This is a genomic window from Halotia branconii CENA392, from assembly GCF_029953635.1.
Taxonomy (GTDB): domain Bacteria; phylum Cyanobacteriota; class Cyanobacteriia; order Cyanobacteriales; family Nostocaceae; genus Halotia; species Halotia branconii.
This window is the reverse complement of record NZ_CP124544.1, coordinates 15,046-38,329: the sequence shown is the minus strand read 5'-3', so window position 1 is coordinate 38,329 and position 23,284 is coordinate 15,046. Positions and strand designations below refer to the sequence as shown.

The window sequence follows — 23,284 nt, the reverse complement described above, 5'->3', positions numbered from 1 at the left end:
CACAAACGCGATAACGTTGTGCAGCCAAACACTTTTCAATCATCTAAGCGCAGCTTCTCTTACTCCTAGCCAGTGACCGGAGCTTCCCGCAGCAGCGTATCTTAGGGATCAGGCGACAGTCAGTGCTAATTGGCGTTAAAAGCGACTGTCGTACTTCTGCGGGAACTTTTTATTAAGAACCACTCTACCCCTTACCTCGCGTTAGCAGCTTTGACTATCCACTACTCTCACTACCTGGGGGGTTTTGCTTCTGTTCCGTTTCTTTCAAGGTTCAGTATTGAAGCGCCTCTATATTTTTCTGGGAGGCTGGCGCTTGTTTCCTCCCTTATGATTAATATATTATTACGCATACCAGTAAATGTCAAGCGCTTTTTGTGGGTAAGCGCAGTAATTTATGAATCAGATATACAGTCTATATCCCAAATTAATGAAGTTATTTTTCCGTTCAAAACGGCACAAAGTTTTTCTAGAACTTCAGCACTAACAGTCATTTCTTTTGGCTTTTTTGGTTTATTTATAAATAAATGAGGTGATTCTAACTGTTGAATGTAAGCGACAGACACGCCTACAGCTTCTGATAGCGCTTTTCTACTTAGCCCAGCATCATCTCTAAGCTTTCTCAGTTTTTGAGCATTTTCTTCGTGCCACTTAAAAGCAGCTATTGGTGTAACATCTACTTGAACATTCATCTTTATTCTAATTTTTCCAGTATTACGCTGACCAGTTGACATGATAATAGTAGTTGTATTAAGATACTGGTGTCAACCATAAGGCTACACCAAGGCACATTAAAAGCGATCGCCCGCCGGGAAGCAACGCGATCGCTCTGCTCAACTTGATTAGATTTAGTCACAATAAAGTGAGCTTATTTATAATGCTGACACACTTTTGGCGGGATTCAGAAATCAATCAAATGCTCCAGGATGGGCAAATAGGCAAATATACGATACCCAAGGGGTATGTTAATGCATCTCAGATGGCTAGAGCCAACGGGAAGTTATTAGCCGATTACACACGCCTGAAATCCACAAAGGAGTATCTGCAAGCTCTTGAGAACGATATGGGGATTCCCATATCGTTATTGGTAATAGAAGTGAAAGGGCATGGAAATGAACAAGCTACTTGGACACATTTAGAAATAGCTATCGATTTAGCACGGTGGGTATCTATTCCCTTTCGCATTTGGGCAAACAGAACACTGTTAAAGGTGATGCTGTCAACTCAAGTAGAGCAACAGCCAATACAAGAACCACAGGACACGTCCAAAGCCTTAGCCCCATCCCACGAAGCCGCACAGTTAGCCCTGCTGGTAGGAGAATTTGCAGGGCTAGAAAAATCCCTCACCGCACAGTTAGCAGTCAACGCCGCTACATCTGTTAATCCTGCCCTTAAACCTGCTGCTGATGAACTCAAAACGGCGATCGCTTGCACTGACCCCTCCGATGATGCTTATCTCAACCCGACACAAATTGGGGAAGCGATAGGGAAAAGTGCGATCGCGGTTAACAGGTGGTTGATTAACGCCGGACTTCAGTACAAAACTGATGATCGCAAACTGCCGTATCGCCCTACAGAATCAGGTAAGCAGTGGGGGCGCATGGTGTCAGCTGTTGCACGGGGGTCAAACCAGACTGTGTTTCAGCTGAGATGGTTGCCCGAAATAGTTCAAGTGATTTGTCAATAATTCCCTACATACCAGCAAACCAGATTATGAACAGCTTACGAAAAGTTCTAGCAGAAAGATACGGACTTGTTGCTCACATTATGCACGATGATTATTTTTTCGTGTCATTACCAGATAACGAAGATCATTCACTTAAATTTCTCCACAGTAGTTTACCGGAATGCATTCGAGTTGAACTTGCAGAATGTTTCGCTGGTAGTGTAATTGCCGCTTGGGAAATTCCGTTATTCTTGCTCCCCCAAATATTGCAACAAGCCCATGATTTTGTTGCTCAGTACTGGGAGCAGATGTCAGAAGAGACTTAATTATCGCACCACAATTTATACCAAAGCTCAAGGTTATATAATCATGACTAAATTCCAAGATCCAAGAGCCGCAGAAATCGCCCAACAAATAGACGCAATCAACCAAGCTGGTTGGGAATCAGCATACGACCCAGTTCTTCAAAATCACATGGTACACGGCGGATTGTCCCCAGTAGAAGGCGTGTTGCGCTGTGATATGTTCCTACAAAAAGCCAAGGAAACTGCCACAAAACGCGAGGGTGTTTGGGCATCACAACTTGAGCAGAATATAAGCGGTATCGAATGGTACACCGTTGAGTATGGTGGCATCACTGCCCAATTACCCAGGCTATACGAGGAGTTAACGCTTGTACCAGGGGATAAAGACATTCTTATGCAGTCCAAACCTGCGGCGCTAGATTTCCTAGCGCACTGGAACCAAGTCTTCAAAGTGTGGCGCTACGACAAAGATAATTGCGATCGCTGGGATTTATGCAGGTGGAGCGATTTCTACAGTGAATACTTGCGGGGTGAGTGGGTGGAAATTTGGGTAGACGACCATATCTCAATGCTACTTTTGCAAGACGGCACAGAAAGAGAACAGCCTACCTTTGCGATTAACGCTTGCTGTTACTGGGGTAATCCCCTGGAAGCTCACAGTGCAGATGCATATCCCGAATCGGGATCAAGTTGGTTCCAGTGGAATAATTTTACACCTTGGAAATAAAAGCGATCGCCTATGGTTGAAAATGATCGCTCTTTAGATTCTGACAAGTAAAACCATAATTTGGAAAAAAAAGATGACTAGAGAAGAATGGCTGGCTCAAGGACAAAAATTATTTGGCAAAGACATGATGCAATGGAAGTTCAAGTGTCCAAACTGCGGACATATTGCTACGGTTCAAGACTATAAAAAAGCTGGCGCTCCATCTTCTGCTGTTGGCTTCTCTTGCGTGGGACGATGGCTTCCAGTTCATAAAGAAGCTTTTGATGACAAAGATAAACGCAAGATTCCCTGCAATTATGCAGGTGGTGGATTAATCAATATTAATCCTATAGAAGTTGATGATAAAAAGGTTTTTGAATTTGGGAAGTAAACATGGAGCTTGGTTTTTTTCAAAAAGATGCACTTATCGAAAAACTAGCAAAGAAATTCTACGCAATTCAAGGCTATGTAGTACCTGAATCTTATCGAATGCAATCCGCTACTCATCCATAGGAAAGAGCTTGCGTCGTAATGGCGCTATATGCGATTGAAGAATTTGAAGAACTTGAATGTGAATGTTGTGAAACAGAGGATACATGAAAGCCATAGTCACAGTAGTAGAAAAACTTACCAGTGAAGCTCATATCCATATCCCTGATGGATTATCAGAGCCAGAAATCAGACAACACATTGTTGACCGCTACAACAGTGGTGAAATGCATTTTGACATGAATATATTTCAAGCAGACTTTGAATCTATCAGCGCCAAGATTATCAAAGATCAACAGGAAGAAGCTGCATGAGACTTACAACACTACAAGGACAATATCAGTGCATCGCCATCGACCCACCCTGGTTCTACAGACTGCGCTCCAACGATAAAACCCACAGAAACCGCATTCCTTACCAGCCGATGAAGATAGAGGAAATCCTAGCGCTGCCTATTCCCGAATTGTGCGACCCTGCTGGCTGTGTTCTGTGGCTGTGGTTCACCAACAACCACATGATAGAAGCGGCACAATGCTTGCAGCAGTGGGGTTTTAACCTGAAAACTATCTTGACTTGGGAGAAAGTAACCAAAGCCGGGACTCCACATATCGGCACTGGACACTGGCTTCGCAATTGCACTGAACATTGCGCTTTAGCTGTGCGGGGTGATGTTAAAGCTTTTGCGGGGCGATCGCTCACCAACGAATCGACAGTTTTACGCGCACGTCGGCGGGAGCATTCGCGCAAACCTGAACAATTTAACCAACTGGTTGAAAAACTATGCCCAAACATGTCCAAGCTGGAGATGTTCGCACGGGAATCAAGAGAAGGCTGGGACTGTTGGGGAGATGAAGCGGGTATCTTTGATGCTGGTGACGATGTTTACTTGAGTGCCTAAGTGCAAGCAGCTTTAAGCACTGAACGCGAACTGAACCTTGAAAATCGAATATCAAACAACGTTAATTTTCTTGCTGGGTGTCGTTTGCTGATTCATAAAAAGAGCGCAATTCATCAACAGTATTAGCTGTATCTATTGCTTCTAAGATTGATTCCAGTAAACTAACATCCTCAATTTGCTCGATTTCAGATAATAAGTCTTGACCAGGGGAGCCAAATTTGAGTTTCAACCCCAAAGCTATGCCTTTTAACAATCCCTGGCGAATACCATTGCGTTCCACAGAAGTTACATACTGCATACTTTTAGATGCCTCAAAATCACGATATTCTTGCCAAAACTCTGCCTCTAATTGGGCTGGTAGAGTCATCACCCAGTCGATGAACCCGAATAAGTTAATGATATCTTCTCGCCCTAAACCCTGCTCATACAACCGACGCACTAAGGCCAGTTTCTGTTGCTTGCGTTGCGACCTATCGCTACGGGTTTGTACTGCCGCTAAATGCGCCATTACTACTGTAGCAAACGGGTTGCGGTTGGCTTCTAGCTCGGACTGTCGCTGCTTGTAGTCTATCAGTTTGATTATAGGAAATTGAAAGTCAACTTTACACCCAAACAACTCGTAACCAAAATGCGATGGCCGCCAGCTTGTATTTTCATCCCCAAGTACCGCCAATGATGCAACAGAGCGATTATATCGGTCAAATATCCTGTAATTGTATACAAACATGCGTCTGGGGAAATCAGTTTCTTCTTGGGACTGCACCTCAATATGAGCAAGTATCCAGGATTCTTCGCCCCCAGTGCGATAGACTTTCACCAATTTATCAGCAAGTCGCCGTCCTAGTTCAGCATCTCGGACTACCTGAGCGAGTTCTTTATCCAAAAATTCAAACCCACGACTCCAATCAATTTGAGCATGGGCTTGGGGAAAGAAAAACAGCATGAAGTCTTGGAAATACAACTGTAGTATTTGCTTCCAAGGTGAATCGTATTCGGTTTGCGGGGTATTGCTGGTCATGGTAAAAAATCTAGAGGTTTTAATGACAGCAATCGCTCCTCCATAACAAGCTCAATCATCAAACTGTACCTCAAAGTCCACACCAAGAACTTCCTCAATTTTACGCAACGTTGGTTCTGGTAATGCCTGTTCCTCGGACTCAATCCGATACCAGTTCATGGGAGACATATTCGCAGCAGCAGCAATCTCCTTCAACGAACGTGGGTCATTTTCTCTTGCTTGTTTTATCCGCTTCCCTAGTCCTGGTATTTCAAGTATTGTTTCCCGAACCACTTTCATCAAAGTTTGCACCATAACCACTCCTTATTCATATAACGTCTCAAGTGCCACTTTCAATATAACTTATAACGTGTTAGTTTATAATGTATAACGTGATAAGTTATAGTAAAAGGGATGTAAAAGACACTCATCTTAGCCTCGAATGGCAATACCATCATTAGTTTTGTTGGGAGAATTTCATGAGATTGACAGATTTTTTAGAAGACCTTGGCAATCCTGTTGCTTACTATCCGAAACTGGCCCGAGTTACCGGCGGAGCATTATTAGAGGGTAAGTCAATACAATTCAATGATACTTCCCAAAATAACTCAACATCAAACTCTAACAAGTCAGATAGTTCATTTTTTTAGAAGGTACAAAAATGAGAACATCAGAAAATCCTAGCTCAATAAAAGTAAACAATGATACTAATAAAGGACAAAAATATAGATATTTAATCCAAGTTGTCTACGATGGCTCAGAATCAGAGTTCAACTTCTTGTCTGAGTTGGCTTCTTCTTGTGATGCTGTCCAAATAGAACGTTATATAGACCATGAATATTGCGATGGTAGAGGCGATTACAGAGTATTTGCTTATTTTTGGCTAGGAGTCAAAGCAGAAGTATTTCAGCAGATTAGTTCAAGAATGTGGGGATATCGCCCTACATGTATGATGACATTTGATTACGACGAAGATATCAGCCCTTATGAACAGCAACATGTTGTTTATATTATCTGGGCTAAAGGTAGTAATTTCTATAAGATAGGGCACACTTCAAATATTAATAAACGCATTAAGAGTGTCGCTACTGGCTGCCCTTATGACTTAGAAATTAAGCACTTAATCCCTTGTGTTACTACGCAAGCATTAGATATCGAAAGAACATTACATTTTAGATATGCAAATAAAAGATTAAAAGAAAATACAGAATGGTTTATTTTAAATGATTTAGATATATCCGAAATTATCAAAAACTGAGGATAATAATCATGGGATTTCGTAACGGCAAGCCTTCGCGGCAATTTACTCCAATTCCAAACAGTTTAATTCGTGACTATAGTCTCACTGACTCAACATTTCGATTAATCTGTTGGGTAGCTTCTCACGATGAAAACTTTGACATTAGTTTTGCGATAATCGAGAAATGTCTAGGGTATAAACGAGATAAAATTCGTAGTGCCATCAAAAATGCTGAACAAAATGATTATTTAGTTAGAGTTCGAGATAACAACTCGGAAAATGGCACATTTGACTGGCAATATTACATCTTTACAAACAAAGAAGATACAAGGTTATTTAGGGAAAACCATCAACCCACAGGTGGGTCATCCATAGGTGGGTCATCCATAGGTGGGTCGTCCATAGGTGGGTCATCCACCCCTTATATAGAAGAACAATATGAAAAAAAACAAAGAATAAAAGAACAAAGAGAAGAAGACTCCCCCCACCCTCAACTCAATTTCAATCTTGACCAAGAGAATCTAGACGAACGAGAGCAGACCCTACTAACCCAACAGCCAACACGCAGGTTATCCCAATCACAACAACTCACTTCGTTGTCAAAAAATTCAGAGTCTTTGCACCAAACCGATAAATCCTCATGTGGGTCAATAATTCCGGGGTCGTTCGATAATCACGAACAATTGAACATTACTGATTTACCTGCGGTGGCCAATCAACAGCTTTCTTCGAGTCAGGTTGCCAAACTTCAGAAATACCAACAGCTTGACGCTGATGGCATCAAGCTCAAACAGCCAGAACTACGTGACTGGGCGGCATTGGAGATTGCTCCATACATTCGGACTTACCGCAAGAGTGGCTTTATCCTCACCGGTGGCAATGATATATCGGGCGAATTTGCAATTTATGTCGCTAAACAAAACTGCCGTAAAGGGCAAGAACCAACCATCGCTCTTGGTTTCAACGTGATTAACAAATGCGAAACTGACCCACGGCACTGGCAGAAACTTGTTGCATGGGTCGTCGAATGGCAGCAACAACGTCACACAGGCCAGACGGCGAATTTTGCCAGTGTCGTCAACCAACAGGAGCAATTGAACCGCATCAGACAAGCCGCTAATACAAAATTTGAACTTTAGGAGCAAATCATGATCACACAAGCTAAGTTTGAAAAAGGCATTGCACTACTACAAACTCACTTCAACCGCGAGTTATCCCCAAGCGCTGTTGCTATTTGGTCAGAATATCTCAACCAGCATCTTGACGATGAGCAATTTACACTCGCCGTCAAACAAGCAATCATTGAACTTGACTTCTTCCCCAATGCCAAAAAGCTAGTAGAATTTGCAAAAACTAACAACGAAGTCCAAGCGATCGCAGACTGGCGAATAATTATTGCTGCTGCTAAAACCTCCAACGACCAATGGCAACAAGAAATCCTTAAGCCGCTGACTGAAAGCGCTCATATCGCTCTTGCAGCTATCGGTGGACTGCAATCTGTGGCACTGGCTGAAGAATGGCAGTTGAGCAAATTGGAAAAACAGTTTACTACCGTTTACTGCCAATCACCCACAAGCATGAAATTTCTACCTCCTGCACGTTTGAACCAGTCTGAACCAGAGGTGATTGAAGAACACAAATTAACACAGCCCATCGACTTATCGGGACTTAAGGAAAAATCAAGCCCAAATAAAGCCGAAACTGGCTTTATGAGCGGCAAATACGTCACGATTAACAGTCAACCACTCAATAAATCGGAAAGAAATAGCAGTTCTAAAGGCTTCTAAAGCCTCAGTAAAAGTGTTCAACGGTTTAGTTGCCCACCTACGTCTAAAACCACCAGTCAACTGATGCCAAAGGACAAAAGTATAGGCACAAAATACCAAGATAAAATGTCGCATGAGACTGGTTTTATCTCGGACTTGATATTCTTTCAATCCTAAAAAACCCTTGGCTTCTCTATAAAAGACCTCTACCCAATTGCGTTGAGAATAGGTGTTTACTATCCATTCTGAAGTTACAACAGATGTAGAAACATTGGTAATAAAGTAGTCGATATCTGTGGCATCAGAAAAAGTAGCAGCATTCATGACGATAGCTATACTTCGTTTACCTTCCAGACGTGATATCTCTACTTCAAAAGTTGCTACCCATACTTTTCTAGGTTTATCTAAATTGAGTTGAGTTTCGCTAAAAGCCTCTTGGGGTATAGACTTTGCTAACTCATCTATCCTAATTGTTCGTTGATTATTCTCTTGCTCACTAATTGTGACTTTCCGATTTTTGGCTATTCCTCCTAAATACTTTAATTTGCGATTTTCTAGTTCTAATAGGAATGATGTATTGTTACCATATCCGGCATCTACAATCACTATTCCTGGTTGATATCCTCGCTCTCTTGTTTGGTCTATTAACTTAATTGCTATCTCTGTTTTTTTCTCAAATAGAGGGTCTTGTTTTCCTTCGGGTAATGAATCAGCGTGTTGATATAACTCTATATCTAATGGTAGGCTTTTTCTCCCATCATATAAATGAGTTGTTACCACCACTATTCCATTATCTGTCTTGCCAATTTCTCCGATATATTGTCTTCCCACACCTTCGGTAAAGTTACCACTTTTCCTATGCCCTGAATCATCAATTATCAAGCTAAATCCCCTACTGATTTTAGTCTGACTACACTTGTTCATTACCTCTAAGCGTCGTTCATTCACCTTTGTGGCCGACCAAGGGGAATCTGTCAAAAAGTGGTGTAATCGGTGGTAATTTACTCCTACGGCATTTTCTGCGAGCTGGAACAAGTTTTTCCGTTCGCTTTCTCCTAACAACCCCCCTAAATAATGTCTAAACTCCCTTTTTTGCGCTTTATGACCAAATACATCGTCAAACCTTTGACACCATTTTTCAAAGCATGGGGGCATAGCTGTGGGAGTTGTCTCTTTCATGGGGGTTAGTTTGACGTAAAACCTATGCTAATTCTGCATTATAGCCTTTTTTATTCTCTTTTTTTGCCTAAGTCCCGTTATCCACAAAGTCGCCTGAAATCCGTCGGGTATTGGAAACCTTGAATTTGCGTTCTACTGGTCAGAATGTACCAGAAGAACAAGCCTATACAAATACCTTTGCTCGGTACGGCTGGAAAATTGACTTAGGGCGCTTGAACTACTTCCTGGCAATGGAATTAGAAACTAAACAACAGTTTTTGACTAAGTTTCAGTTTGCAATCAAAAATAAATCTAACTGGCGTTCTCCTGTCTCCATTTTTGATGAGATTAGCGGCTACAAAGTTCCACGTCCTGAATTTGATGCTAAGGCAATCGCAAAAGAATGGCTCTCACAAAAATCAACTGCACAATCCGGCGTTGACTAAAACTTAACTATTGCTTAAATCCAAACTGCAAAAGGAGTAAAACATGAACTTTCTAAAAGTCGATCAAGTACAAAAAATTATTGAACTAGCTGAATTAGCTTACTGCTCAAAAGATTTTACATCGGAAGAAATAGCTGATTCTAAAACACAAGCTAAAGAACTAGTCGAATTTCTAATTGAACGCCGAACCCCAAACACTCCTTTAAACACATTGTACGAATATGTTAATCAGCTTTCTGCGGAAGAAAAAGCAGAATTAATTGCGTTAATGTTACTTGGACGAGGACATTCTGGCGAACAACCATCAGATTTTCCTGATTTAGTGAAAGAAGCCCAAGGAATGGAAGCACATTATCTACTCGAAAAATCTCTATTAGCTAAATATTTACGAAATGGATTGCAAAAGCTAAATCTTCCAGGAATTAATCAATAGAAAAATGGAGGAAGTATGGCGCTTCCCCCGCTTTTATAAGTTTTAAGAGTAATGTCCTTATGCTGATACACCACATTCAATAATTCCTGACTTTTAAGGAATATATTTTGTCTCGCCGGCAGATAGATGTTAAATGTTTTATTTTCAGTAGAGATCCAATACTGAATCACAACATTCATGAAGAAAGCTGAACTAATAACTAACAAATTGGAGCATTCGTATCAAAAGCAAAACTACACAAAATAAAATGAAATCCTATAAGCTCAATACTGCTACTTCCTATATCCCTACCCCACAAGAGCAAATTAAAGCTTTGAGGATGCACCTATCAATGCCTTGGAAGCAAGAAGCTAAAACATGGGCGCAACAGGAATTAGAACAACTGTTGGTGGAATATGGGGAACCAAAAACAGAGTTTAAACCGAAGCAACTGAGTTTATTTTGAAGGATAAAAAACTAATGTGTAGAATCATTCGTCAATCAGTCCGAAAAATTAGAAAACCTCATCGCTGTTGGGGTTGCGCTCAAAAATTCCCCCCTGGCACACAAATGGAGTATTTATTTGGTGATTGGGATGGTGAAGTTAGCGACTGTTATTGGTGTATGGATTGCAGCAAATTTGTAGAAGCAATCTATAAGCACACCAAACTTTATTCTGACTGTGATGAAGGACTTGAATTTGGAGAAGTCAGAAGCTTAAAAGCAGATCCTCACTACTACGAAATCCCCGAAATTGTATTTACCGAAGCTGGCTTGCCATATCCATCATTAGACAAGATAGACGAGGAATTATCTGCATGACTAACACAACCATCAAAGCCATTAGCCTTCATCAGCCCTGGGCTTCTCTTATCCCAATGGGACTGAAGAAATACGAAACTCGCTCCTGGGCTACAAGCTACAGAGGCCCGTTGCTAATCTGTGCCGCCAAAAAGACCAGCATACAACAACAACAGATTTACGCCAGCATTTTCTACACTTACCAGATCCAACTAGCTGAAACTGACAACTGGCTGGAATGGGACGATTTATCTTTCGGGTGTGCAGTTGCCCTGGCTGATTTGACCGACTGCATACGTATGACCTCAGCATTCATTAGCGCGCAACCGGAAACTGAGATTGATTGTGGTGATTGGACTGTTGACAGGTTCGCTTGGAAATTAGAGAACATCAGGCGAATCATGCCTCCGATTCAAGTTACTGGCAGACAGGGGCTATTTGATACCGAAATTGAGTTGCCAGAAGAAAAACTGGAGGCGATGCCTGCGGCAACTCCAAAGGAGAACGCCCTATGAAATCCGTCCTCTCACTTTTCTCCGGCATTGGCGGACTATGCCACCACGGTATCGCTGCGGCTGGTCTGTCACACAAGTTCCAAGTCCAGCAATTTGTCGAAATCTCCCCCTACTCCCAATCACGACTTCGCTATGAACAACCACAAATCCCAATCCACGCAGATGTCACCAATTACCACTGCAATCGGGGACAATTCGACATCGTGTGTGGCGGTTTCCCTTGCAGCGGTACAAGTAACTCCGGCAACCGACAAGGACTTGCTGACCACAGATCCGCACTTTGGGCAGAACAATTCAGGATTATCCAAGAGTGTAGACCCGCGATCGTCGAGATCGAAAACCCAACAGGTCTACTCGCTAGAGGAATGGCAACAGTTCTCGAAGACCTTTCCCAAATCGGGTATGTATGTGAATGGGAAACTATACCCGCATACTGCGTTGGCTTGCCACACGAGAGAAAGCGCGTCTTTATTATTGCCTACCCCAATGGCTTATTCAACAAAGTCATCCCGTCCCCCTGGGCAGACCAAGTTAGAAATCAAACTGCGTCAATACGGGAGTCTCACGAAGTCCGAAGCTATCAACCCGGAGTTCTTACGGTGGCTCATGGGGTTCCCGTTGGAGTGCGAAAGGGCATCCCTGGCAATTACGATGCTCGTCGCGCTTACGGATTAAGTTGTTCGCCCAGGCAAGCAGCTGTGGCGTGGAAACGAATTGATTATTTGTGCAGTTTGTTGTCAAATCAGGAGGCAGTTGCATGACTCAACTTATCAACACCCTAGAAAACTGCTGGTATCTCTCCCCACCTTGGGGTAAACAAATGCCGCCACTGACCATCAATCTACTAGAGCGAGTCTACGTCACTACCAGCAACTCGTTCGGATATTGCTGTGGTGTCGAGTGGCTGCAAGATGATTGGAACTATGCTGTTGCGCTTGACAATGAAGTGGTTTATACATCAGTAAACCAACTCATTGGCACAGGAAAACTACAACCAGCCATAGACAAGCCCGTCTTTGCACTGGGCAAGAAAGTAGTATTTCGCTGCAACAGAGATATCAGCAAGCTCCGTATTGTTCAAGGTATCCATCAGATCGAGGATTTCTGGACTTATACCGTCGAGTGGGTATCTCCAGAACTGTGCGAATGCGATGGCAAGCTAATTACATCAGGCGACCGCAGAGCTTGGGTAACAGATACCGACCTAGCGAGGGTGTAGCATGACTATCTACACTTCGTATTATAGTGGCATTATCAAAGGAGAAGCAGTCTCTATCTCCCTTTATCCCCCCAAGAACTGGAAAGGCAAGCACTTACCATTATTCGCCCCGACTCCCGAATTACTGAAGTGGTGGAAATCATCAGCCAAAGATGCGGCCGCGCAGCAGAAATACAAGCGCCAGTTTCACGAGATACTGCTATCCCGGCAGCAGCTGATTGATTTGTGGGTGCAAAAGCAGCGGGAATCGAGTGCAGATATTACCCTGTGCTGCTACGAGAAGACTGGGGATTTTTGCCATCGCCATCAAGTGGGTGAAGAAATTGTACAAGCGTATTTGCCAGAATATTGGGGTGGAGAAATCGGTGCTGCTCAAAAGCCACAGTTGAAAATCATCCCCGGTGGCAAATTCTCTCCGAACGCTACATATCCATCAAGAATTTTGAACCTCATTGAGAAATGCCACCAGTCCGGCTGTCCCGTTGTTTGCGATCGCTTAGACTGTGGGTATTATCGGGTTTCTCTACGCGGTGAAAGTTTGGGCGTTTGGTCAGAGTTGGGATTGCTGGGGGTGCTGTCGGGATTGCGGCAGGAGTTCTATCGAGAACGTCTTGTCCCCTCAATCTCCAATCCAAATGCGAGTACAAAAGTAGAGACAATAAGCAACCGCATGGTATTCACTTCGTCCCACCAAGTAGAAGCTCAAAGCAGATATAAGCTTTGATAAATAAGGGTTTTTCGTCCCACGCCACTCTCAATTTCGTTAAAGTGAAAACTGAATTGCATCACGTCAATGCTGCGATCGCTTGGAGTGCGAGTTGTTTTGCAGCAGCACAAATTCGGTATTTCAGCTTTTTGCGTATGCAGAATTGAAAGACTAATGGTGGAACACATTCAGATCAAGGACTGCTGGAGCATCCACGCACTCATCACCCTTCATCCTTGAGCCAATCCAACCCCGCCTGTAACGCCGCATCAGCCGTGTAGTATATCTTTTGTTCCCCGAATATGCCACCTGTGCGGCTGACAATACGGAACTGCCAGCATTGTCCAGGCGTATAAAAGACGATTAGGACGCTGCCGTTGATACAAAGCACAGTATCAACTTTAAGGGAGGACATTTGATAGTTTCATAGCTCATGCTTTGGTTCAATAATTCGTTGAAAAAGATAACCTGCTCCTCTAGCCGTAATAATTAACTCTGGATTTTCCGGGTCATCTTCTAGCTTTCCCCTTAATCGAGAAATATGCACATCCACCACACGAGTATCTGCGTGTTGTCCTGCGTTGTAACCCCACACTTGCTGCAATATTTCTCCACGGGAAAAAGATTTTCCAGAGTGACTCATCAATAACTCTAGCAAGCTATACTCTACGCCCGTTAATCGAATCCGCACACCTGTTTTGTAGACTTGCCGCTTATTCGTATCAATTTTGAGATCGTCTACTTCAATCACTCCCAAACTAGAAATCACAGCAGTGCTTGTTCTATAACTTCTGCGTCGCAGCACCGAGCGAATCCTTGACTCCAACTCTTTAGGAGAGAATGGTTTCGCCATATAGTCATCAGCCCCCAATTCCAGCCCAGTGATCCGATCTGCTACATCTGCCAACGCTGTTAGCATAATAATTGGCACATCAGATTCTTTGCGTAATTCTTGGCACACACCATAGCCATCTAGCTTGGGCATCATCACATCTAAAACTACTAAGTCAGGTTCAACTTTGCGAAAAGTGTCCAAAGCTTCTTCCCCGTCGCCAGCCGTCACTACGTCGTAGCCAATCATGGAAAGGCGCGTTTCTAAAATCCGGCGAATGCTTGCTTCGTCGTCTACCACCAGGATTTTTTCTTGGTGACTTTCCAAGTTTCTCAATCCTCCTCTAGAGCGATAACTCTGAATCATCACTATCATGTTCGAGCAAGTCAATCTTCAACCTCTTGCTGAAACATATTTTTACAGATCAACTAATGCCCACACACCTAGCCCTGATTTCTCATCATCAGAAATTCAGGCTGGCTAAAGACGAACAATCAAAAGCTGCTCTAGGACAATTCTAAAGCAGCTTTGAGTAGTAAAGTTTATATAAGGGACTTTTACGCTGTTGTCCCTGGTTTACATATAGTGGGTTCGGTATGTAATACTATTCACCTTAAATTCTGTGCTTTACGCAAAATCACAAAAAACTTTTCTTTCTGTGATTTTATAGGGCGATCGCTCGTTGCTCGCAATGAGAACTTGCCGACCGAAAGTTAGTCAAAATTCTTAGGTAGAGATAATCCCAAGATGACGGTGAAATGCCTCAACTGCATTTGCTACACCATCTTCACGCCTAATCTTATCACCTAACTCTTGCGCTTTCGACCGCATCACCTCATCACCTAGCACTACTTGAATTGCTTGTGCTAAAGTTTTTTCTGACACTTTCTTGTACGGTATGGGCGTAGGGCTTACTCCCAGTCGGGTTAGCTTTTCACCCCAAATTGGCTGATCTGCAAAGAAGGGTACGACGATTGAGGGTATCCCTGCACGTAAAACCGCCGCCGTTGTGCTTGCACCTCCATGATGAATCATTGCTGATACTTGCGGCAGCAGCCAATCATGGGGAACGTCTTTAACTACACACACGCGCATCGAATCTTTAACGTTGACTATCCTGCCAACCTTTCCCCAGCCTGACAATATAACCCCGCCCTGATGTGTTTTCTTTAAAGCTTCCACAATATATATAGTATGTCAAATATTCTGGATTGGGCATCGTCATACTGCCGAATCCAAAGCACAGAGGTTTTACCTTAAAGCCAAGAAAATCCAGCAGTTCGTCAGGAGCTTCGTCTTCATATTTTTCTGCAAGGTCAATAAACCAGTATCCAGTTACATACACCCATGCTGGCCAGTCCTTAGGTCTTGGAATTACATGAGAACTGAACCCATACAATACAGGAACTCGTGATACATTAGCCGGGGAGTTGCGTCTCAAACGTCTGCCCATATATGGTAACGGGGGCAATTTCAACGTTTCGGTTCTAAACTGATTAATTTGTTCTCGATATTTTTGCCAGTACAAAAACTCCACTAGTAAATAGCTGGCATAGTTAATCACTTTCTTGAGTGGATTATTTGTTGTTCGGGCGAATCTCAAAAATGGGAACATTCCTGTTGGAGTCGCTGGCAGAACTGATGCAAAAAAGCAAGGTACTTCCAATTTCTCGGCTATGTGATATCCCCAGTTCGTCAACGGCGTGTAGATAACTACGTCACTCCCCTGGCAAGCCTCCCAAGCTGATTGCAACTGTTGAAAAAATAGCTCATCACTCACCAGCTTGATTTTTTCTCCTGCAATTAGTCGTTGTCCTTTTTGGGATTGCAATAGTTCTTGGAAATTAGGAGTGATCGCCGCAAACTCTAAATCACACTGCCTCACAAACGACTCAAAATTTTCGTTGGCAGCTACAGTTACCCGATGTCCCGCACGTTTCAAGCCAATAGCCAACGCACAGTAGGGCTGCACGTCTCCCCTCGACCCTAATGTTATAATCGTAATCTTCAGCTTTCGGTTAGGTGGAGTGGGTGAACTAAGACTCAATTACTTTCCCTGCGCTTCACTTCGGTTCTATTGATGAATTTTACCGAATCGGGAGCCGATTTGGGCGTTCCCCGCCAAGAGTGGGCGTAGCCTTCGCTCTTATTCTATCTGGCTCAGTTTTTGTTGATATTCCTGATATTCCTTATCTTTATGTTGCCAGTACTTATCTACAGTGTCTTTGGCAACTACAGCACTTTCATATTCATCTCCACCAAGGCTTATTAGTCGCACTTTTGTTTGTTTTCGTAAATCAGAAACTTTTTTTCCGTTCACTTTACGCGTTTTTGACCAGTCTAAAATTGGTTGTGTATAAGAACTATTACACTTGTATTTTTCTTGTAGAATTTCTAGTAAGCTGTATCCTCTTAGTGACGGTATCCAGTGATAGATAAAACTTCCGTCTGGGTCTTTCTCTGAAATATTTTTGTTCGGATTGTATATTCTAAAAGTATCGCTTAAAGGATTAGTTATACCTGCTTGCATTTGCCACTGCCAGTTATTAATTGCCAAGTCGCCATCTACTAAATAGTTCATATAATGTTTAGCTCCGTGATGCCACGAAATACCACAGTTGATAGTCAAGAATGTGGCACACATCGCCCTCATCCGAAAATTCATCCAGCCAATTGTTTTAAGTTGTCGCATACTTGCATCAATTAGTGGAAAACCTGTCATACCCTGTTGCCAAGCTTGGTATAATTCTTGTTTTGCAGGCGACAATGCTTCTGGTGTGTATAAACTATCAAATTCTGGGTAACGGTTTTTGTAAGCTATTTCTGGATGAAAATAAAGACGCTGTGTAAAACTATCATGCCAACGCAAACGGTCACGAAATGCTTTTAAAGAGAAGTCTGATGCGGGCTGATTTTTTAGTTCTTCTGCTCTGGCTTTAGTTTTTTGATAGACATTACGAACAGAAATAGTTCCAAAAGTCAGATGAGGAGACAAATGTGATGTTGCACCCATTTGTGACAACATTGGACGTGACAGCTTCCAGTGATATCCTTGATATCTACTATTCAAAAATGAATCTAATGTGGAGATTGCTTGCGTTTCTCCTCCGGAAAAGTAAACTTTTTTTATTGCCCAAAAATTATGGTATTTGTGTTTGAGTTCTTCAAACGTTAACTGCGGTACATTAACGTTGAAATCCGGTGTATTAATGGTTTTAAGTGTTTGATGTTGAGGTTGTCTTTGGTAACTATAATACTCGTTAAACCATTGAACGCGATTTTCTGATAACTGTAGAAAGTTATTTAATCCAACGTGGTAATCAAGTTTTAATTCTTTGTAGAAATCGATTACATTTTTGTCTCGACTAACTCCATACTCTACCTGTACATCTCGATTAAACCAAAGCTTAGGTCTATACCCAAACTGCATTAACTGTTTGGTCAACTGTTGCACAATGTCTGTGGAATTGCCTTCAAATAAGTATAACCGACTACCTAATTTTCGCAGGTTGTAGTCCAGGTTTTCTAAAGACTCAAACAAAAACCTGACTCTTCCCTTTCCTATATCAACCCAGGTATAAAACCAAGGATCAATAATGAACAATGGTAAGACTGCTGCACCGTTAGCGGTTGCTAGTGCGACTATTTCGTTATCAGTTAGCCGCAAATCTCGACGGAACCACAAAAGGTGCATAACTAAACTTTTTTAGCTTACAATACATTTGTACCAATAAATCGTTTTTGTGTCCAAGTTAAGAACAAATAATAAGAGTATAACTATATACAGTTGATTAGTAACTATACTAATGTGAAGTTCAGCCACATCCGATTTTACCTGCTTTTTGATTGGAGTAGTCTTTGTAACAGCTTCGTAATAATAGCGTTAAGCTTAATCAAACAGCGTTTTTTCGTCACGTTGCTCACGCATGGTAACAGAGGAAGTAAGAGCATGACCATTGGTGTTTGGGTTCTTGGAGATCAACTTTGGCATGAGCAGTCAGCATTACTTGGTTGTGTGCAACAACATCAACAGACTCCTGTGATTTTGATCGAATCTCTTGCTCATGCAGGGCAACTTCCTTATCATCTGCAAAAACTGGTATTAGTCTGGTCAGCAATGCGTCACTTTGCCGACCAACTTCGATCTCACGGTTGGCCAGTTACATACACTCAAGCACTAGACTTCAACACACCCTTACTTGAATGGATTGAGCGCTATCAAATTACCGAACTGCGCGTCATGACTCCAACAGACCGCCCAATGCAAAAGTTAATTCAAAAGCTCAATCTCCAAATTCAAGTCACTTTCACACCCAGTAATCGCTTTATCTGGAGCGATGAAGAGTTCCGACAATGGGCGGCGGGACGCAAACGCTTAATCATGGAAGATTTTTACCGTCAAGGACGACAGCGCTTCAACATTCTTATGGAGGGCAATCAACCTGTTGGTGGTCAATGGAATTTTGACAAGCAAAATCGCAAACCACCTAAAGGTAAGCTAACTTTCCCAGCAGCCCTATGGTTTAAGCCAGACTCAATTACACAAGATGTCATCAACTTCGTTAAGCAATCTGAAGCTTTCCAGAACAGCCACAATTATTGGCACTTAGAGCCATTCCTCTGGGGAGTCACACGTCAGCAGGCACTACAAGTGCTGAAGTTTTTTGTCGAAACTCGGCTGTCTACTTTTGGTCCTTATCAAGACGCAATGGTAACAAAAGAGCAGACCATGTGGCACGCTATGCTTTCTCCTTATCTCAATCTTGGATTACTTCATCCATTGGAAGTTGTTCAAGCAGTAGAACAAGCATATTCAGACAACAGCAATAACTCGCAGCTAAACAGCATCGAAGGCTTTATCCGTCAGGTACTTGGTTGGCGAGAGTATATGCATGGTGTTTATGTTTACCTAGATAATGAATATCCATCAAGTAACTGGTTTAACCATACTCATCCACTGCCTGCTTTTTATTGGACTGGTGATACACAGATGAATTGTTTGCACCAAATTTTAACTCAGGTCAAACAAATCGGTTATGCTCACCATATTCAACGCTTAATGGTATTGAACAACTTTGCTTTGATTGCCGGAATTTCTCCCCAAGAACTTGAAGATTGGTTTCATGCCGCTTTTATTGATGGCTACGATTGGGTGATGCAGACTAATGTTCTTGGTATGGGGCAGTTTGCTGATGGTGGAATGATTGCATCTAAACCTTACGCAGCTTCTGCTAACTACATCAACAACATGAGTGACTATTGCAAAAATTGTGCTTATAACCATCGTGAGCGCAGTACAGATAATGCTTGTCCTTTCAACTTTTTTTACTGGGACTTTCTGGCTCGTCATTATGACAAGCTCAAAAATCAGCCACGCATGACTCAAATCTTGCGTAACTTGGAGCGCATTTCTCCATTGGAACTTCAAAAAATCCGTTCTTTAGCTTCTAATTGGCACACTATCCAAGTAGCCACTTGTCAAAGTTGAAAACAATACAGATCAACTGCTTAACGTTATCATCAGAAAAATCGCTTGATTGCAATGGTTTTGTTAGCAAAGTTAGTTCATGATAGGTGTTTCAAGTCGGAACATCTTAAATAATCGCATTAGACATAGCTTATTGACTTAGTGACTTAGTACTAAGTCTCTATTATTACTAATTCATATTTAGATGAGAAAGAAGTGATCGCTATAATGATTCTTTGATTGACTTTTCATCTTCAATGGCAAGAGAGCGAATTAATTCCCGAATTACATCGGTTGCTGGTCTGCCAGTGGTTGAGCAATATTTTTCCAGTTTTTTTGCTTCACTTGATGTGAGATTGATTGTAATTCGTTTAGTAGCCCATTTTTTATTCATAATATTAGACAAGTTTGTTTTTTCAACTACTTCTCTAATATCAATCATTTAAGCTGTTGCTACATTAGTATAAATCATGATATTTAATTCAAGAAATAATGAGGAAATATCTTATATTCTTGAACTTCTCCTAAAGGCATTAAAGTAAACTATTAAGTATGAAGTTTAGCTGCTTTTTTGAAAAGATTTATCAAGCAGATATCAAAGTAATATAAAATTATTAAATATAATACATGAGTTAGTTATCACCTCCTCAATATTCAGACTATGAAAATTGACCGATTGCAGTCACTAAAGCAAAAACTAACGGGTGTTACAGACTTATCCCATATCTGGTTATTTTATATGGATCATTTTGCGGATCATCCGGAATTTACTGAACTGGGTGAGCCGACCTATAATGAATACTTAGATGGTGTCATCCAAAAAACTTGTGAGCAAATGTTTGGTAGGGTAGTAAAGATTACTGACTTTCTCCCGATCTACATTGCAGAGTATGGTTTATTTCATAGCCCTTTCCAAGTTGAAGGACGTATTGGGGGTGTGATTTATTTCGAGGATATAAAAACTGGATTAATTGCAGTGTCAGAAGATTATCCCCCTACAGATGCGGTTAAGTATTCACGTTTTTCTGAGATGATTTAACTGTCGGTGTCTAATCACAATGATTGCAATTGAGAGAAGCACAACGAATAGATGTTTCCAAAAAGTACGAGCGCATTTTTCCACACTACGACCACACTGGTTGAAAATATCACCAACTACTAACGGCTTCCAGGGCTACTTCCACATCCCAGTCTTTGATGCAATTGCTATCTTTTGGGCATTTCCAAATGCTAACTGATTCGGACATTCTACCCCTGAGTTGCGTGTTTTAGCCAACCCACTTTTGAGTAGTTCTTCTTGAAAGCTGATATCAACTTCGTCCTTGCCGTAAGCCATCACTTCTGCAACTGTGTACCCATCCCTATCTGTCTCTACTGGAATAATCATCACTTCGTTATCGGCAGAAACTACGAGCGATCGCAGTTTCTCTTTAGCCTTATTGCCCAGCAGTTGACCTGATGGCGTGTCGATTCCACAAAGCCGGACTTTCATCTGGCTACCATCGGTTTGACCAACTGTGATAGTACTACCATCTATAACTTCCCTTACTATCCATTCTTCTGTCAAAGAGATAGGTTGGGTATTGATTATTGGAAAAGTTAAAATAGCGACGGTGGTAGCTCCTGCAAGTATACCCAAGATTATTAATGGCTTCATCTTATCGGTTCTGTTGTGAGTTATACAGGAAAACACAATTTTAGCCGCATTGCTTAAAATTCATCCCTCAGCCACTCTAACCCTGTTTCAAACGCCGCATTAGCTGTGTAGTATAAGCTGATGCACTTTTAAATTGCCTAACTATACTCGCCAGAAAGACGTGGGGAGCAGGGACACAGAGACACGGAAATGCAATTTGAATGACGATTAGCTTATCTTTTGTTCACCAAAGATGCCACCATTGCGACTGATGATACGGAATTGCCAGCACTGCCCAGGGGTGTAAAAAACTATTAAGACGCTGCCTTTAATACAGATAACCTCATCAACCTTGGTGTGGGACATTTGCTGCGTTAGGATGCAATTTTTACTTTTGAATTTGTTATCATAACTACTATCAGTACCAGCTTTAAAAATTATACTCTGTAAATATTTTCATTCCTTCTAAATCAATTGTGAGGAGAATAAACTTATGGGTTCTATCAAAAAAGGTACAATTGCAGAGGTTAATTATGGTAGATACAGCACGAAGTCTGTATTAATTATTGAAGATCGCGATGATATTCCACTTGCGGGAATATTCAATTCAGAAAGTAACTATTCAGTAATGTTCATATCTGGAGAAAAAGCAATTATTCATGGACATGATCTTAAACCGTTAGTAACATGCCCTCTTTTAGTTGCAGATATAGACCATTTTAAAAGAGATTAAGATTATGAGTGATCAAAAACTGCCCTGGACTTATACCAAAGCAGTTTTGAATAGTAGAGTTTATATAAGGGACTTTTGGGCTGTTGTCCCTACTTTATAAGTTGAAAAGAGAATCTCTGTGTCGGGAGGAAAACAGCTCCCAAATGAAATTTTACCCACTCTAGACCCTGGCAATGCGCTGGTTTTACAAGATGGGATTTTTTAAATTAACCGTGGTGATTAGGTATTACAAGCAAACAACCTATCAAGTAGGTTAAGCCAAGAATAAAAGCAATGATGCTGATATTTCAACAGATTTTAACAAATCCAAATGAAGTGGTTTTTAGTAATCTCATTAACCAGTTTACTACTGAAACAGAGGCTGAATTGACTTTCCTATTTAATAATGGAGAAATGCGTTAGTTTTATAAGTGTGCTATTTAGATTTAAGGAGAAAGAATTATGTTTCCATTTTGGATGAATCCCTGTTGTCATTCCTCTTCTTTGACTCACAAATCCTATCGGCAAAATCAATTAGAGTTCTTGAGGTGGATGCGGGATAGCCTGGAAACTCGGTTAGCTGCTATCAATGCCGCAATCACCACAATGGAACGGCAAATGGACGAACAAAACCCACCTAACTGATAGCTGGTGTTTGGCTGGAAGTTTGTATTACTAAAAAAGCAACGCCAGTGTGAATGGTAAAAGTATATATTTTTTACCCTTCAACTTTTTCCTAACGTATTTAATGGGGCGATTTTGAAGAGGAGCGCGATCGCCTCAGTCATCAAGATTTGCTCATGTAAGATGGGCATATATACAGAAATTCCTATATCGAACCAGAATTATTCTCTTGTGTCCGGTAAGGAGCATGAATCACATCAAAAGCTCCCGCTTTCTGGGGGTATTTTTGTGATAATCGCCTAATTTGGCTGCTCCCTCATACATTACTTACCAAAGTACTCGTATTTTACGCAAAGTTGCTGTATCGTGTTTATTCTGTGCGATTTCTCGGTACTCAAACCTCATGGACATGAAACCCATTAAAAAAGCTGAAAAGCTTACCCTTAGACAGATGAAGTCAATCGAAGAGGCTGAAGATCAACTTCTTCAAGCTAAGAGTGTTGAATTTTCACAACCCGTGGTTGAGGGACTACCAGCAATCGTTTCAACTCCAACAGAACCCGACTATATCCCCTTAGTTGATAATCCTCCAGTGCAGTCTGTTGGTAACTCCGGCTGGCAAATTTCTGATATCTGGAAGGATATTCGCTTAGACAGTTTCTAGGAATGAGCCTATATCGTCAAGTGTAGCG

At 41.7% G+C, this 23,284-nt stretch carries 33 protein-coding genes; 22 read left to right on the top strand and 11 right to left on the bottom strand.

Translation table 11 applies throughout. The features are described 5' to 3' along the window. Window positions 1-392: 392 nt before the first annotated feature. Entirely contained in the window at window positions 393-689 is a 297-nt protein-coding gene (locus QI031_RS30510; RefSeq protein ID WP_281486333.1) for a helix-turn-helix domain-containing protein, read from the bottom strand. 2 nt (window positions 690-691) lie between these two features. Continuing rightward, entirely contained in the window at window positions 692-853 is a 162-nt protein-coding gene (locus QI031_RS30505; RefSeq protein WP_281486332.1) for a hypothetical protein, read from the bottom strand. Window positions 854-874: 21 nt separating this feature from the next. Between QI031_RS30505 and QI031_RS30500 the strand changes: the two genes are divergently transcribed. The 6 genes from QI031_RS30500 to QI031_RS30475 all read left to right on the top strand — a co-directional run bounded on the left by QI031_RS30500 (window position 875) and on the right by QI031_RS30475 (window position 4,061). Continuing rightward, complete coding sequence (locus QI031_RS30500) at window positions 875-1,684, top strand: KilA-N domain-containing protein (RefSeq protein WP_281486331.1); 810 nt, start codon at window positions 875-877, stop codon at window positions 1,682-1,684. Window positions 1,685-1,710: 26 nt separating this feature from the next. Then, window positions 1,711-1,989: a hypothetical protein gene (locus QI031_RS30495; protein WP_281486330.1), complete on the top strand. Its 279-nt coding sequence runs from the start codon at window positions 1,711-1,713 to the stop codon at window positions 1,987-1,989. Window positions 1,990-2,032: 43 nt separating this feature from the next. Continuing rightward, on the top strand, window positions 2,033-2,695 hold the full coding sequence (locus QI031_RS30490) for a hypothetical protein (protein WP_281486329.1): 663 nt from the start codon (window positions 2,033-2,035) through the stop codon (window positions 2,693-2,695). Between the two features lie 73 nt (window positions 2,696-2,768). After that, a complete protein-coding gene (locus tag QI031_RS30485) occupies window positions 2,769-3,065 on the top strand; it encodes a VVA0879 family protein (RefSeq protein WP_281486328.1) in 297 nt (98 codons plus the stop codon). 205 nt (window positions 3,066-3,270) lie between these two features. After that, complete coding sequence (locus QI031_RS30480) at window positions 3,271-3,477, top strand: hypothetical protein (protein ID WP_281486327.1); 207 nt, start codon at window positions 3,271-3,273, stop codon at window positions 3,475-3,477. Continuing rightward, window positions 3,474-4,061 (top strand): MT-A70 family methyltransferase, encoded by a 588-nt coding sequence (locus QI031_RS30475; RefSeq protein WP_281486326.1) that lies wholly within the window; start codon window positions 3,474-3,476, stop codon window positions 4,059-4,061. Before QI031_RS30480 ends, QI031_RS30475 begins: the two co-directional genes overlap by 4 nt. A gap of 61 nt (window positions 4,062-4,122) precedes the next feature. Here QI031_RS30475 and QI031_RS30470 read toward each other — a convergent pair whose 3' ends face one another. Together QI031_RS30470 and QI031_RS30465 are read right to left on the bottom strand one after the other, a co-directional pair. After that, on the bottom strand, window positions 4,123-5,079 hold the full coding sequence (locus tag QI031_RS30470; RefSeq protein WP_281486325.1) for an RpnC/YadD family protein: 957 nt from the start codon (window positions 5,077-5,079) through the stop codon (window positions 4,123-4,125). Window positions 5,080-5,130: 51 nt separating this feature from the next. Further along, window positions 5,131-5,373, bottom strand: coding sequence for a helix-turn-helix domain-containing protein (locus tag QI031_RS30465; protein WP_281486324.1), 243 nt, complete (start codon window positions 5,371-5,373; stop codon window positions 5,131-5,133). 346 nt (window positions 5,374-5,719) lie between these two features. Between QI031_RS30465 and QI031_RS30460 the strand changes: the two genes are divergently transcribed. The 3 genes from QI031_RS30460 to QI031_RS30450 are packed head-to-tail and all read left to right on the top strand — an operon-like array spanning window position 5,720 to window position 8,085. Next, window positions 5,720-6,316, top strand: coding sequence for a GIY-YIG nuclease family protein (locus QI031_RS30460; RefSeq protein WP_281486323.1), 597 nt, complete (start codon window positions 5,720-5,722; stop codon window positions 6,314-6,316). A gap of 11 nt (window positions 6,317-6,327) precedes the next feature. After that, window positions 6,328-7,437 carry a helix-turn-helix domain-containing protein gene (locus QI031_RS30455; protein ID WP_281486322.1) on the top strand — a complete coding sequence of 370 codons (1,110 nt, stop codon included), beginning with the start codon at window positions 6,328-6,330 and terminating at the stop codon, window positions 7,435-7,437. A gap of 9 nt (window positions 7,438-7,446) precedes the next feature. Beyond that, a complete protein-coding gene (locus QI031_RS30450; protein ID WP_281486321.1) occupies window positions 7,447-8,085 on the top strand; it encodes a hypothetical protein in 639 nt (212 codons plus the stop codon). Here the strand turns inward: QI031_RS30450 and QI031_RS30445 are convergent. Further along, window positions 7,978-9,243, bottom strand: coding sequence for an IS701 family transposase (locus QI031_RS30445; RefSeq protein WP_281480781.1), 1,266 nt, complete (start codon window positions 9,241-9,243; stop codon window positions 7,978-7,980). The two genes, QI031_RS30450 and QI031_RS30445, sit on opposite strands and share 108 nt — an antisense overlap. A 110-nt stretch (window positions 9,244-9,353) precedes the next feature. Between QI031_RS30445 and QI031_RS30440 the strand changes: the two genes are divergently transcribed. From QI031_RS30440 to QI031_RS30405, 8 genes are all read left to right on the top strand, one after another. Continuing rightward, entirely contained in the window at window positions 9,354-9,668 is a 315-nt protein-coding gene (locus QI031_RS30440) for a hypothetical protein (protein WP_281486320.1), read from the top strand. A gap of 43 nt (window positions 9,669-9,711) precedes the next feature. Next, complete coding sequence (locus tag QI031_RS30435) at window positions 9,712-10,101, top strand: DUF3775 domain-containing protein (RefSeq protein WP_281486319.1); 390 nt, start codon at window positions 9,712-9,714, stop codon at window positions 10,099-10,101. Between the two features lie 247 nt (window positions 10,102-10,348). Continuing rightward, window positions 10,349-10,546, top strand: a complete 198-nt coding sequence (locus tag QI031_RS30430) for a hypothetical protein (protein WP_281486318.1) — start codon at window positions 10,349-10,351, stop codon at window positions 10,544-10,546. A 14-nt stretch (window positions 10,547-10,560) separates the two neighbouring features. Continuing rightward, window positions 10,561-10,902: a hypothetical protein gene (locus QI031_RS30425; protein WP_281486317.1), complete on the top strand. Its 342-nt coding sequence runs from the start codon at window positions 10,561-10,563 to the stop codon at window positions 10,900-10,902. Further along, window positions 10,899-11,396 (top strand): ASCH domain-containing protein, encoded by a 498-nt coding sequence (locus QI031_RS30420; RefSeq protein ID WP_281486316.1) that lies wholly within the window; start codon window positions 10,899-10,901, stop codon window positions 11,394-11,396. The genes QI031_RS30425 and QI031_RS30420 overlap by 4 nt, the downstream gene beginning before the upstream one ends. Next, a complete protein-coding gene (locus tag QI031_RS30415; protein WP_281486315.1) occupies window positions 11,393-12,157 on the top strand; it encodes a DNA cytosine methyltransferase in 765 nt (254 codons plus the stop codon). The genes QI031_RS30420 and QI031_RS30415 overlap by 4 nt, the downstream gene beginning before the upstream one ends. Beyond that, the gene (locus tag QI031_RS30410) at window positions 12,154-12,615 is read left to right on the top strand and encodes a DUF1392 family protein (protein ID WP_281486314.1); all 462 of its coding nucleotides are present in this window, start codon (window positions 12,154-12,156) and stop codon (window positions 12,613-12,615) included. The genes QI031_RS30415 and QI031_RS30410 overlap by 4 nt, the downstream gene beginning before the upstream one ends. Window position 12,616: 1 nt before the next feature. Further along, window positions 12,617-13,339: a DUF488 family protein, N3 subclade gene (locus QI031_RS30405; protein WP_281486313.1), complete on the top strand. Its 723-nt coding sequence runs from the start codon at window positions 12,617-12,619 to the stop codon at window positions 13,337-13,339. Between the two features lie 406 nt (window positions 13,340-13,745). Here QI031_RS30405 and rpaB read toward each other — a convergent pair whose 3' ends face one another. The 4 genes from rpaB to QI031_RS30380 all read right to left on the bottom strand — a co-directional run bounded on the left by rpaB (window position 13,746) and on the right by QI031_RS30380 (window position 17,847). Continuing rightward, a complete protein-coding gene (gene rpaB, locus QI031_RS30395) occupies window positions 13,746-14,480 on the bottom strand; it encodes a response regulator transcription factor RpaB (protein WP_281486421.1) in 735 nt (244 codons plus the stop codon). Between the two features lie 399 nt (window positions 14,481-14,879). Continuing rightward, entirely contained in the window at window positions 14,880-15,248 is a 369-nt protein-coding gene (locus QI031_RS30390; protein ID WP_281486311.1) for a glycosyltransferase, read from the bottom strand. Between the two features lie 7 nt (window positions 15,249-15,255). Further along, the gene (locus tag QI031_RS30385) at window positions 15,256-16,125 is read right to left on the bottom strand and encodes a glycosyltransferase (protein WP_281486310.1); all 870 of its coding nucleotides are present in this window, start codon (window positions 16,123-16,125) and stop codon (window positions 15,256-15,258) included. Between the two features lie 174 nt (window positions 16,126-16,299). Continuing rightward, the gene (locus QI031_RS30380; protein WP_281486309.1) at window positions 16,300-17,847 is read right to left on the bottom strand and encodes an FAD-binding domain-containing protein; all 1,548 of its coding nucleotides are present in this window, start codon (window positions 17,845-17,847) and stop codon (window positions 16,300-16,302) included. Window positions 17,848-18,102: 255 nt separating this feature from the next. Between QI031_RS30380 and QI031_RS30375 the strand changes: the two genes are divergently transcribed. Beyond that, window positions 18,103-19,641: a cryptochrome/photolyase family protein gene (locus QI031_RS30375; RefSeq protein WP_281486308.1), complete on the top strand. Its 1,539-nt coding sequence runs from the start codon at window positions 18,103-18,105 to the stop codon at window positions 19,639-19,641. Window positions 19,642-19,843: 202 nt separating this feature from the next. On the opposite strand, the gene QI031_RS30370 is transcribed toward QI031_RS30375, so the two are convergent. Then, window positions 19,844-20,014 carry a ribbon-helix-helix protein, CopG family gene (locus QI031_RS30370; RefSeq protein ID WP_281486420.1) on the bottom strand — a complete coding sequence of 57 codons (171 nt, stop codon included), beginning with the start codon at window positions 20,012-20,014 and terminating at the stop codon, window positions 19,844-19,846. A 267-nt stretch (window positions 20,015-20,281) separates the two neighbouring features. On the opposite strand from QI031_RS30370, the gene QI031_RS30365 reads away from it, so the two are divergent. Beyond that, window positions 20,282-20,659, top strand: coding sequence for a hypothetical protein (locus QI031_RS30365; protein WP_281486307.1), 378 nt, complete (start codon window positions 20,282-20,284; stop codon window positions 20,657-20,659). Between the two features lie 135 nt (window positions 20,660-20,794). Here QI031_RS30365 and QI031_RS30360 read toward each other — a convergent pair whose 3' ends face one another. Next, window positions 20,795-21,277 (bottom strand): thermonuclease family protein, encoded by a 483-nt coding sequence (locus QI031_RS30360; RefSeq protein WP_281486306.1) that lies wholly within the window; start codon window positions 21,275-21,277, stop codon window positions 20,795-20,797. Between the two features lie 472 nt (window positions 21,278-21,749). Between QI031_RS30360 and QI031_RS30355 the strand changes: the two genes are divergently transcribed. The 3 genes from QI031_RS30355 (at window position 21,750) to QI031_RS30345 (ending at window position 23,256) form a co-directional block, all read left to right on the top strand. Next, complete coding sequence (locus QI031_RS30355) at window positions 21,750-21,989, top strand: hypothetical protein (RefSeq protein WP_281486305.1); 240 nt, start codon at window positions 21,750-21,752, stop codon at window positions 21,987-21,989. A gap of 441 nt (window positions 21,990-22,430) precedes the next feature. Then, entirely contained in the window at window positions 22,431-22,613 is a 183-nt protein-coding gene (locus QI031_RS30350) for a hypothetical protein (protein WP_281486304.1), read from the top strand. A gap of 388 nt (window positions 22,614-23,001) precedes the next feature. Continuing rightward, entirely contained in the window at window positions 23,002-23,256 is a 255-nt protein-coding gene (locus tag QI031_RS30345; RefSeq protein ID WP_281486303.1) for a hypothetical protein, read from the top strand. Window positions 23,257-23,284: the final 28 nt, after the last annotated feature.

Coding starts and splice junctions, on each gene's coding strand:
- QI031_RS30435 (WP_281486319.1), top strand. CDS start 9,712: ATGAACTTTCTAAAAGTCGATCAAGTACAAAAAATTATTGAACTAGCT.
- QI031_RS30445 (WP_281480781.1), bottom strand. CDS start 9,243: ATGAAAGAGACAACTCCCACAGCTATGCCCCCATGCTTTGAAAAATGG.
- QI031_RS30485 (WP_281486328.1), top strand. CDS start 2,769: ATGACTAGAGAAGAATGGCTGGCTCAAGGACAAAAATTATTTGGCAAA.
- QI031_RS30420 (WP_281486316.1), top strand. CDS start 10,899: ATGACTAACACAACCATCAAAGCCATTAGCCTTCATCAGCCCTGGGCT.
- QI031_RS30450 (WP_281486321.1), top strand. CDS start 7,447: ATGATCACACAAGCTAAGTTTGAAAAAGGCATTGCACTACTACAAACT.
- QI031_RS30380 (WP_281486309.1), bottom strand. CDS start 17,847: ATGCACCTTTTGTGGTTCCGTCGAGATTTGCGGCTAACTGATAACGAA.
- QI031_RS30510 (WP_281486333.1), bottom strand. CDS start 689: ATGAATGTTCAAGTAGATGTTACACCAATAGCTGCTTTTAAGTGGCAC.
- QI031_RS30495 (WP_281486330.1), top strand. CDS start 1,711: ATGAACAGCTTACGAAAAGTTCTAGCAGAAAGATACGGACTTGTTGCT.
- QI031_RS30460 (WP_281486323.1), top strand. CDS start 5,720: ATGAGAACATCAGAAAATCCTAGCTCAATAAAAGTAAACAATGATACT.
- QI031_RS30465 (WP_281486324.1), bottom strand. CDS start 5,373: ATGGTGCAAACTTTGATGAAAGTGGTTCGGGAAACAATACTTGAAATA.
- QI031_RS30365 (WP_281486307.1), top strand. CDS start 20,282: ATGAAAATTGACCGATTGCAGTCACTAAAGCAAAAACTAACGGGTGTT.
- QI031_RS30350 (WP_281486304.1), top strand. CDS start 22,431: ATGTTTCCATTTTGGATGAATCCCTGTTGTCATTCCTCTTCTTTGACT.
- QI031_RS30355 (WP_281486305.1), top strand. CDS start 21,750: ATGGGTTCTATCAAAAAAGGTACAATTGCAGAGGTTAATTATGGTAGA.
- QI031_RS30490 (WP_281486329.1), top strand. CDS start 2,033: ATGACTAAATTCCAAGATCCAAGAGCCGCAGAAATCGCCCAACAAATA.
- QI031_RS30425 (WP_281486317.1), top strand. CDS start 10,561: ATGTGTAGAATCATTCGTCAATCAGTCCGAAAAATTAGAAAACCTCAT.
- QI031_RS30345 (WP_281486303.1), top strand. CDS start 23,002: ATGAAACCCATTAAAAAAGCTGAAAAGCTTACCCTTAGACAGATGAAG.
- QI031_RS30455 (WP_281486322.1), top strand. CDS start 6,328: ATGGGATTTCGTAACGGCAAGCCTTCGCGGCAATTTACTCCAATTCCA.
- QI031_RS30430 (WP_281486318.1), top strand. CDS start 10,349: ATGAAATCCTATAAGCTCAATACTGCTACTTCCTATATCCCTACCCCA.
- QI031_RS30360 (WP_281486306.1), bottom strand. CDS start 21,277: ATGAAGCCATTAATAATCTTGGGTATACTTGCAGGAGCTACCACCGTC.
- QI031_RS30415 (WP_281486315.1), top strand. CDS start 11,393: ATGAAATCCGTCCTCTCACTTTTCTCCGGCATTGGCGGACTATGCCAC.
- QI031_RS30475 (WP_281486326.1), top strand. CDS start 3,474: ATGAGACTTACAACACTACAAGGACAATATCAGTGCATCGCCATCGAC.
- QI031_RS30480 (WP_281486327.1), top strand. CDS start 3,271: ATGAAAGCCATAGTCACAGTAGTAGAAAAACTTACCAGTGAAGCTCAT.
- QI031_RS30370 (WP_281486420.1), bottom strand. CDS start 20,014: ATGAATAAAAAATGGGCTACTAAACGAATTACAATCAATCTCACATCA.
- QI031_RS30405 (WP_281486313.1), top strand. CDS start 12,617: ATGACTATCTACACTTCGTATTATAGTGGCATTATCAAAGGAGAAGCA.
- QI031_RS30390 (WP_281486311.1), bottom strand. CDS start 15,248: ATGCGCGTGTGTGTAGTTAAAGACGTTCCCCATGATTGGCTGCTGCCG.
- QI031_RS30470 (WP_281486325.1), bottom strand. CDS start 5,079: ATGACCAGCAATACCCCGCAAACCGAATACGATTCACCTTGGAAGCAA.
- QI031_RS30375 (WP_281486308.1), top strand. CDS start 18,103: ATGACCATTGGTGTTTGGGTTCTTGGAGATCAACTTTGGCATGAGCAG.
- QI031_RS30410 (WP_281486314.1), top strand. CDS start 12,154: ATGACTCAACTTATCAACACCCTAGAAAACTGCTGGTATCTCTCCCCA.
- QI031_RS30500 (WP_281486331.1), top strand. CDS start 875: ATGCTGACACACTTTTGGCGGGATTCAGAAATCAATCAAATGCTCCAG.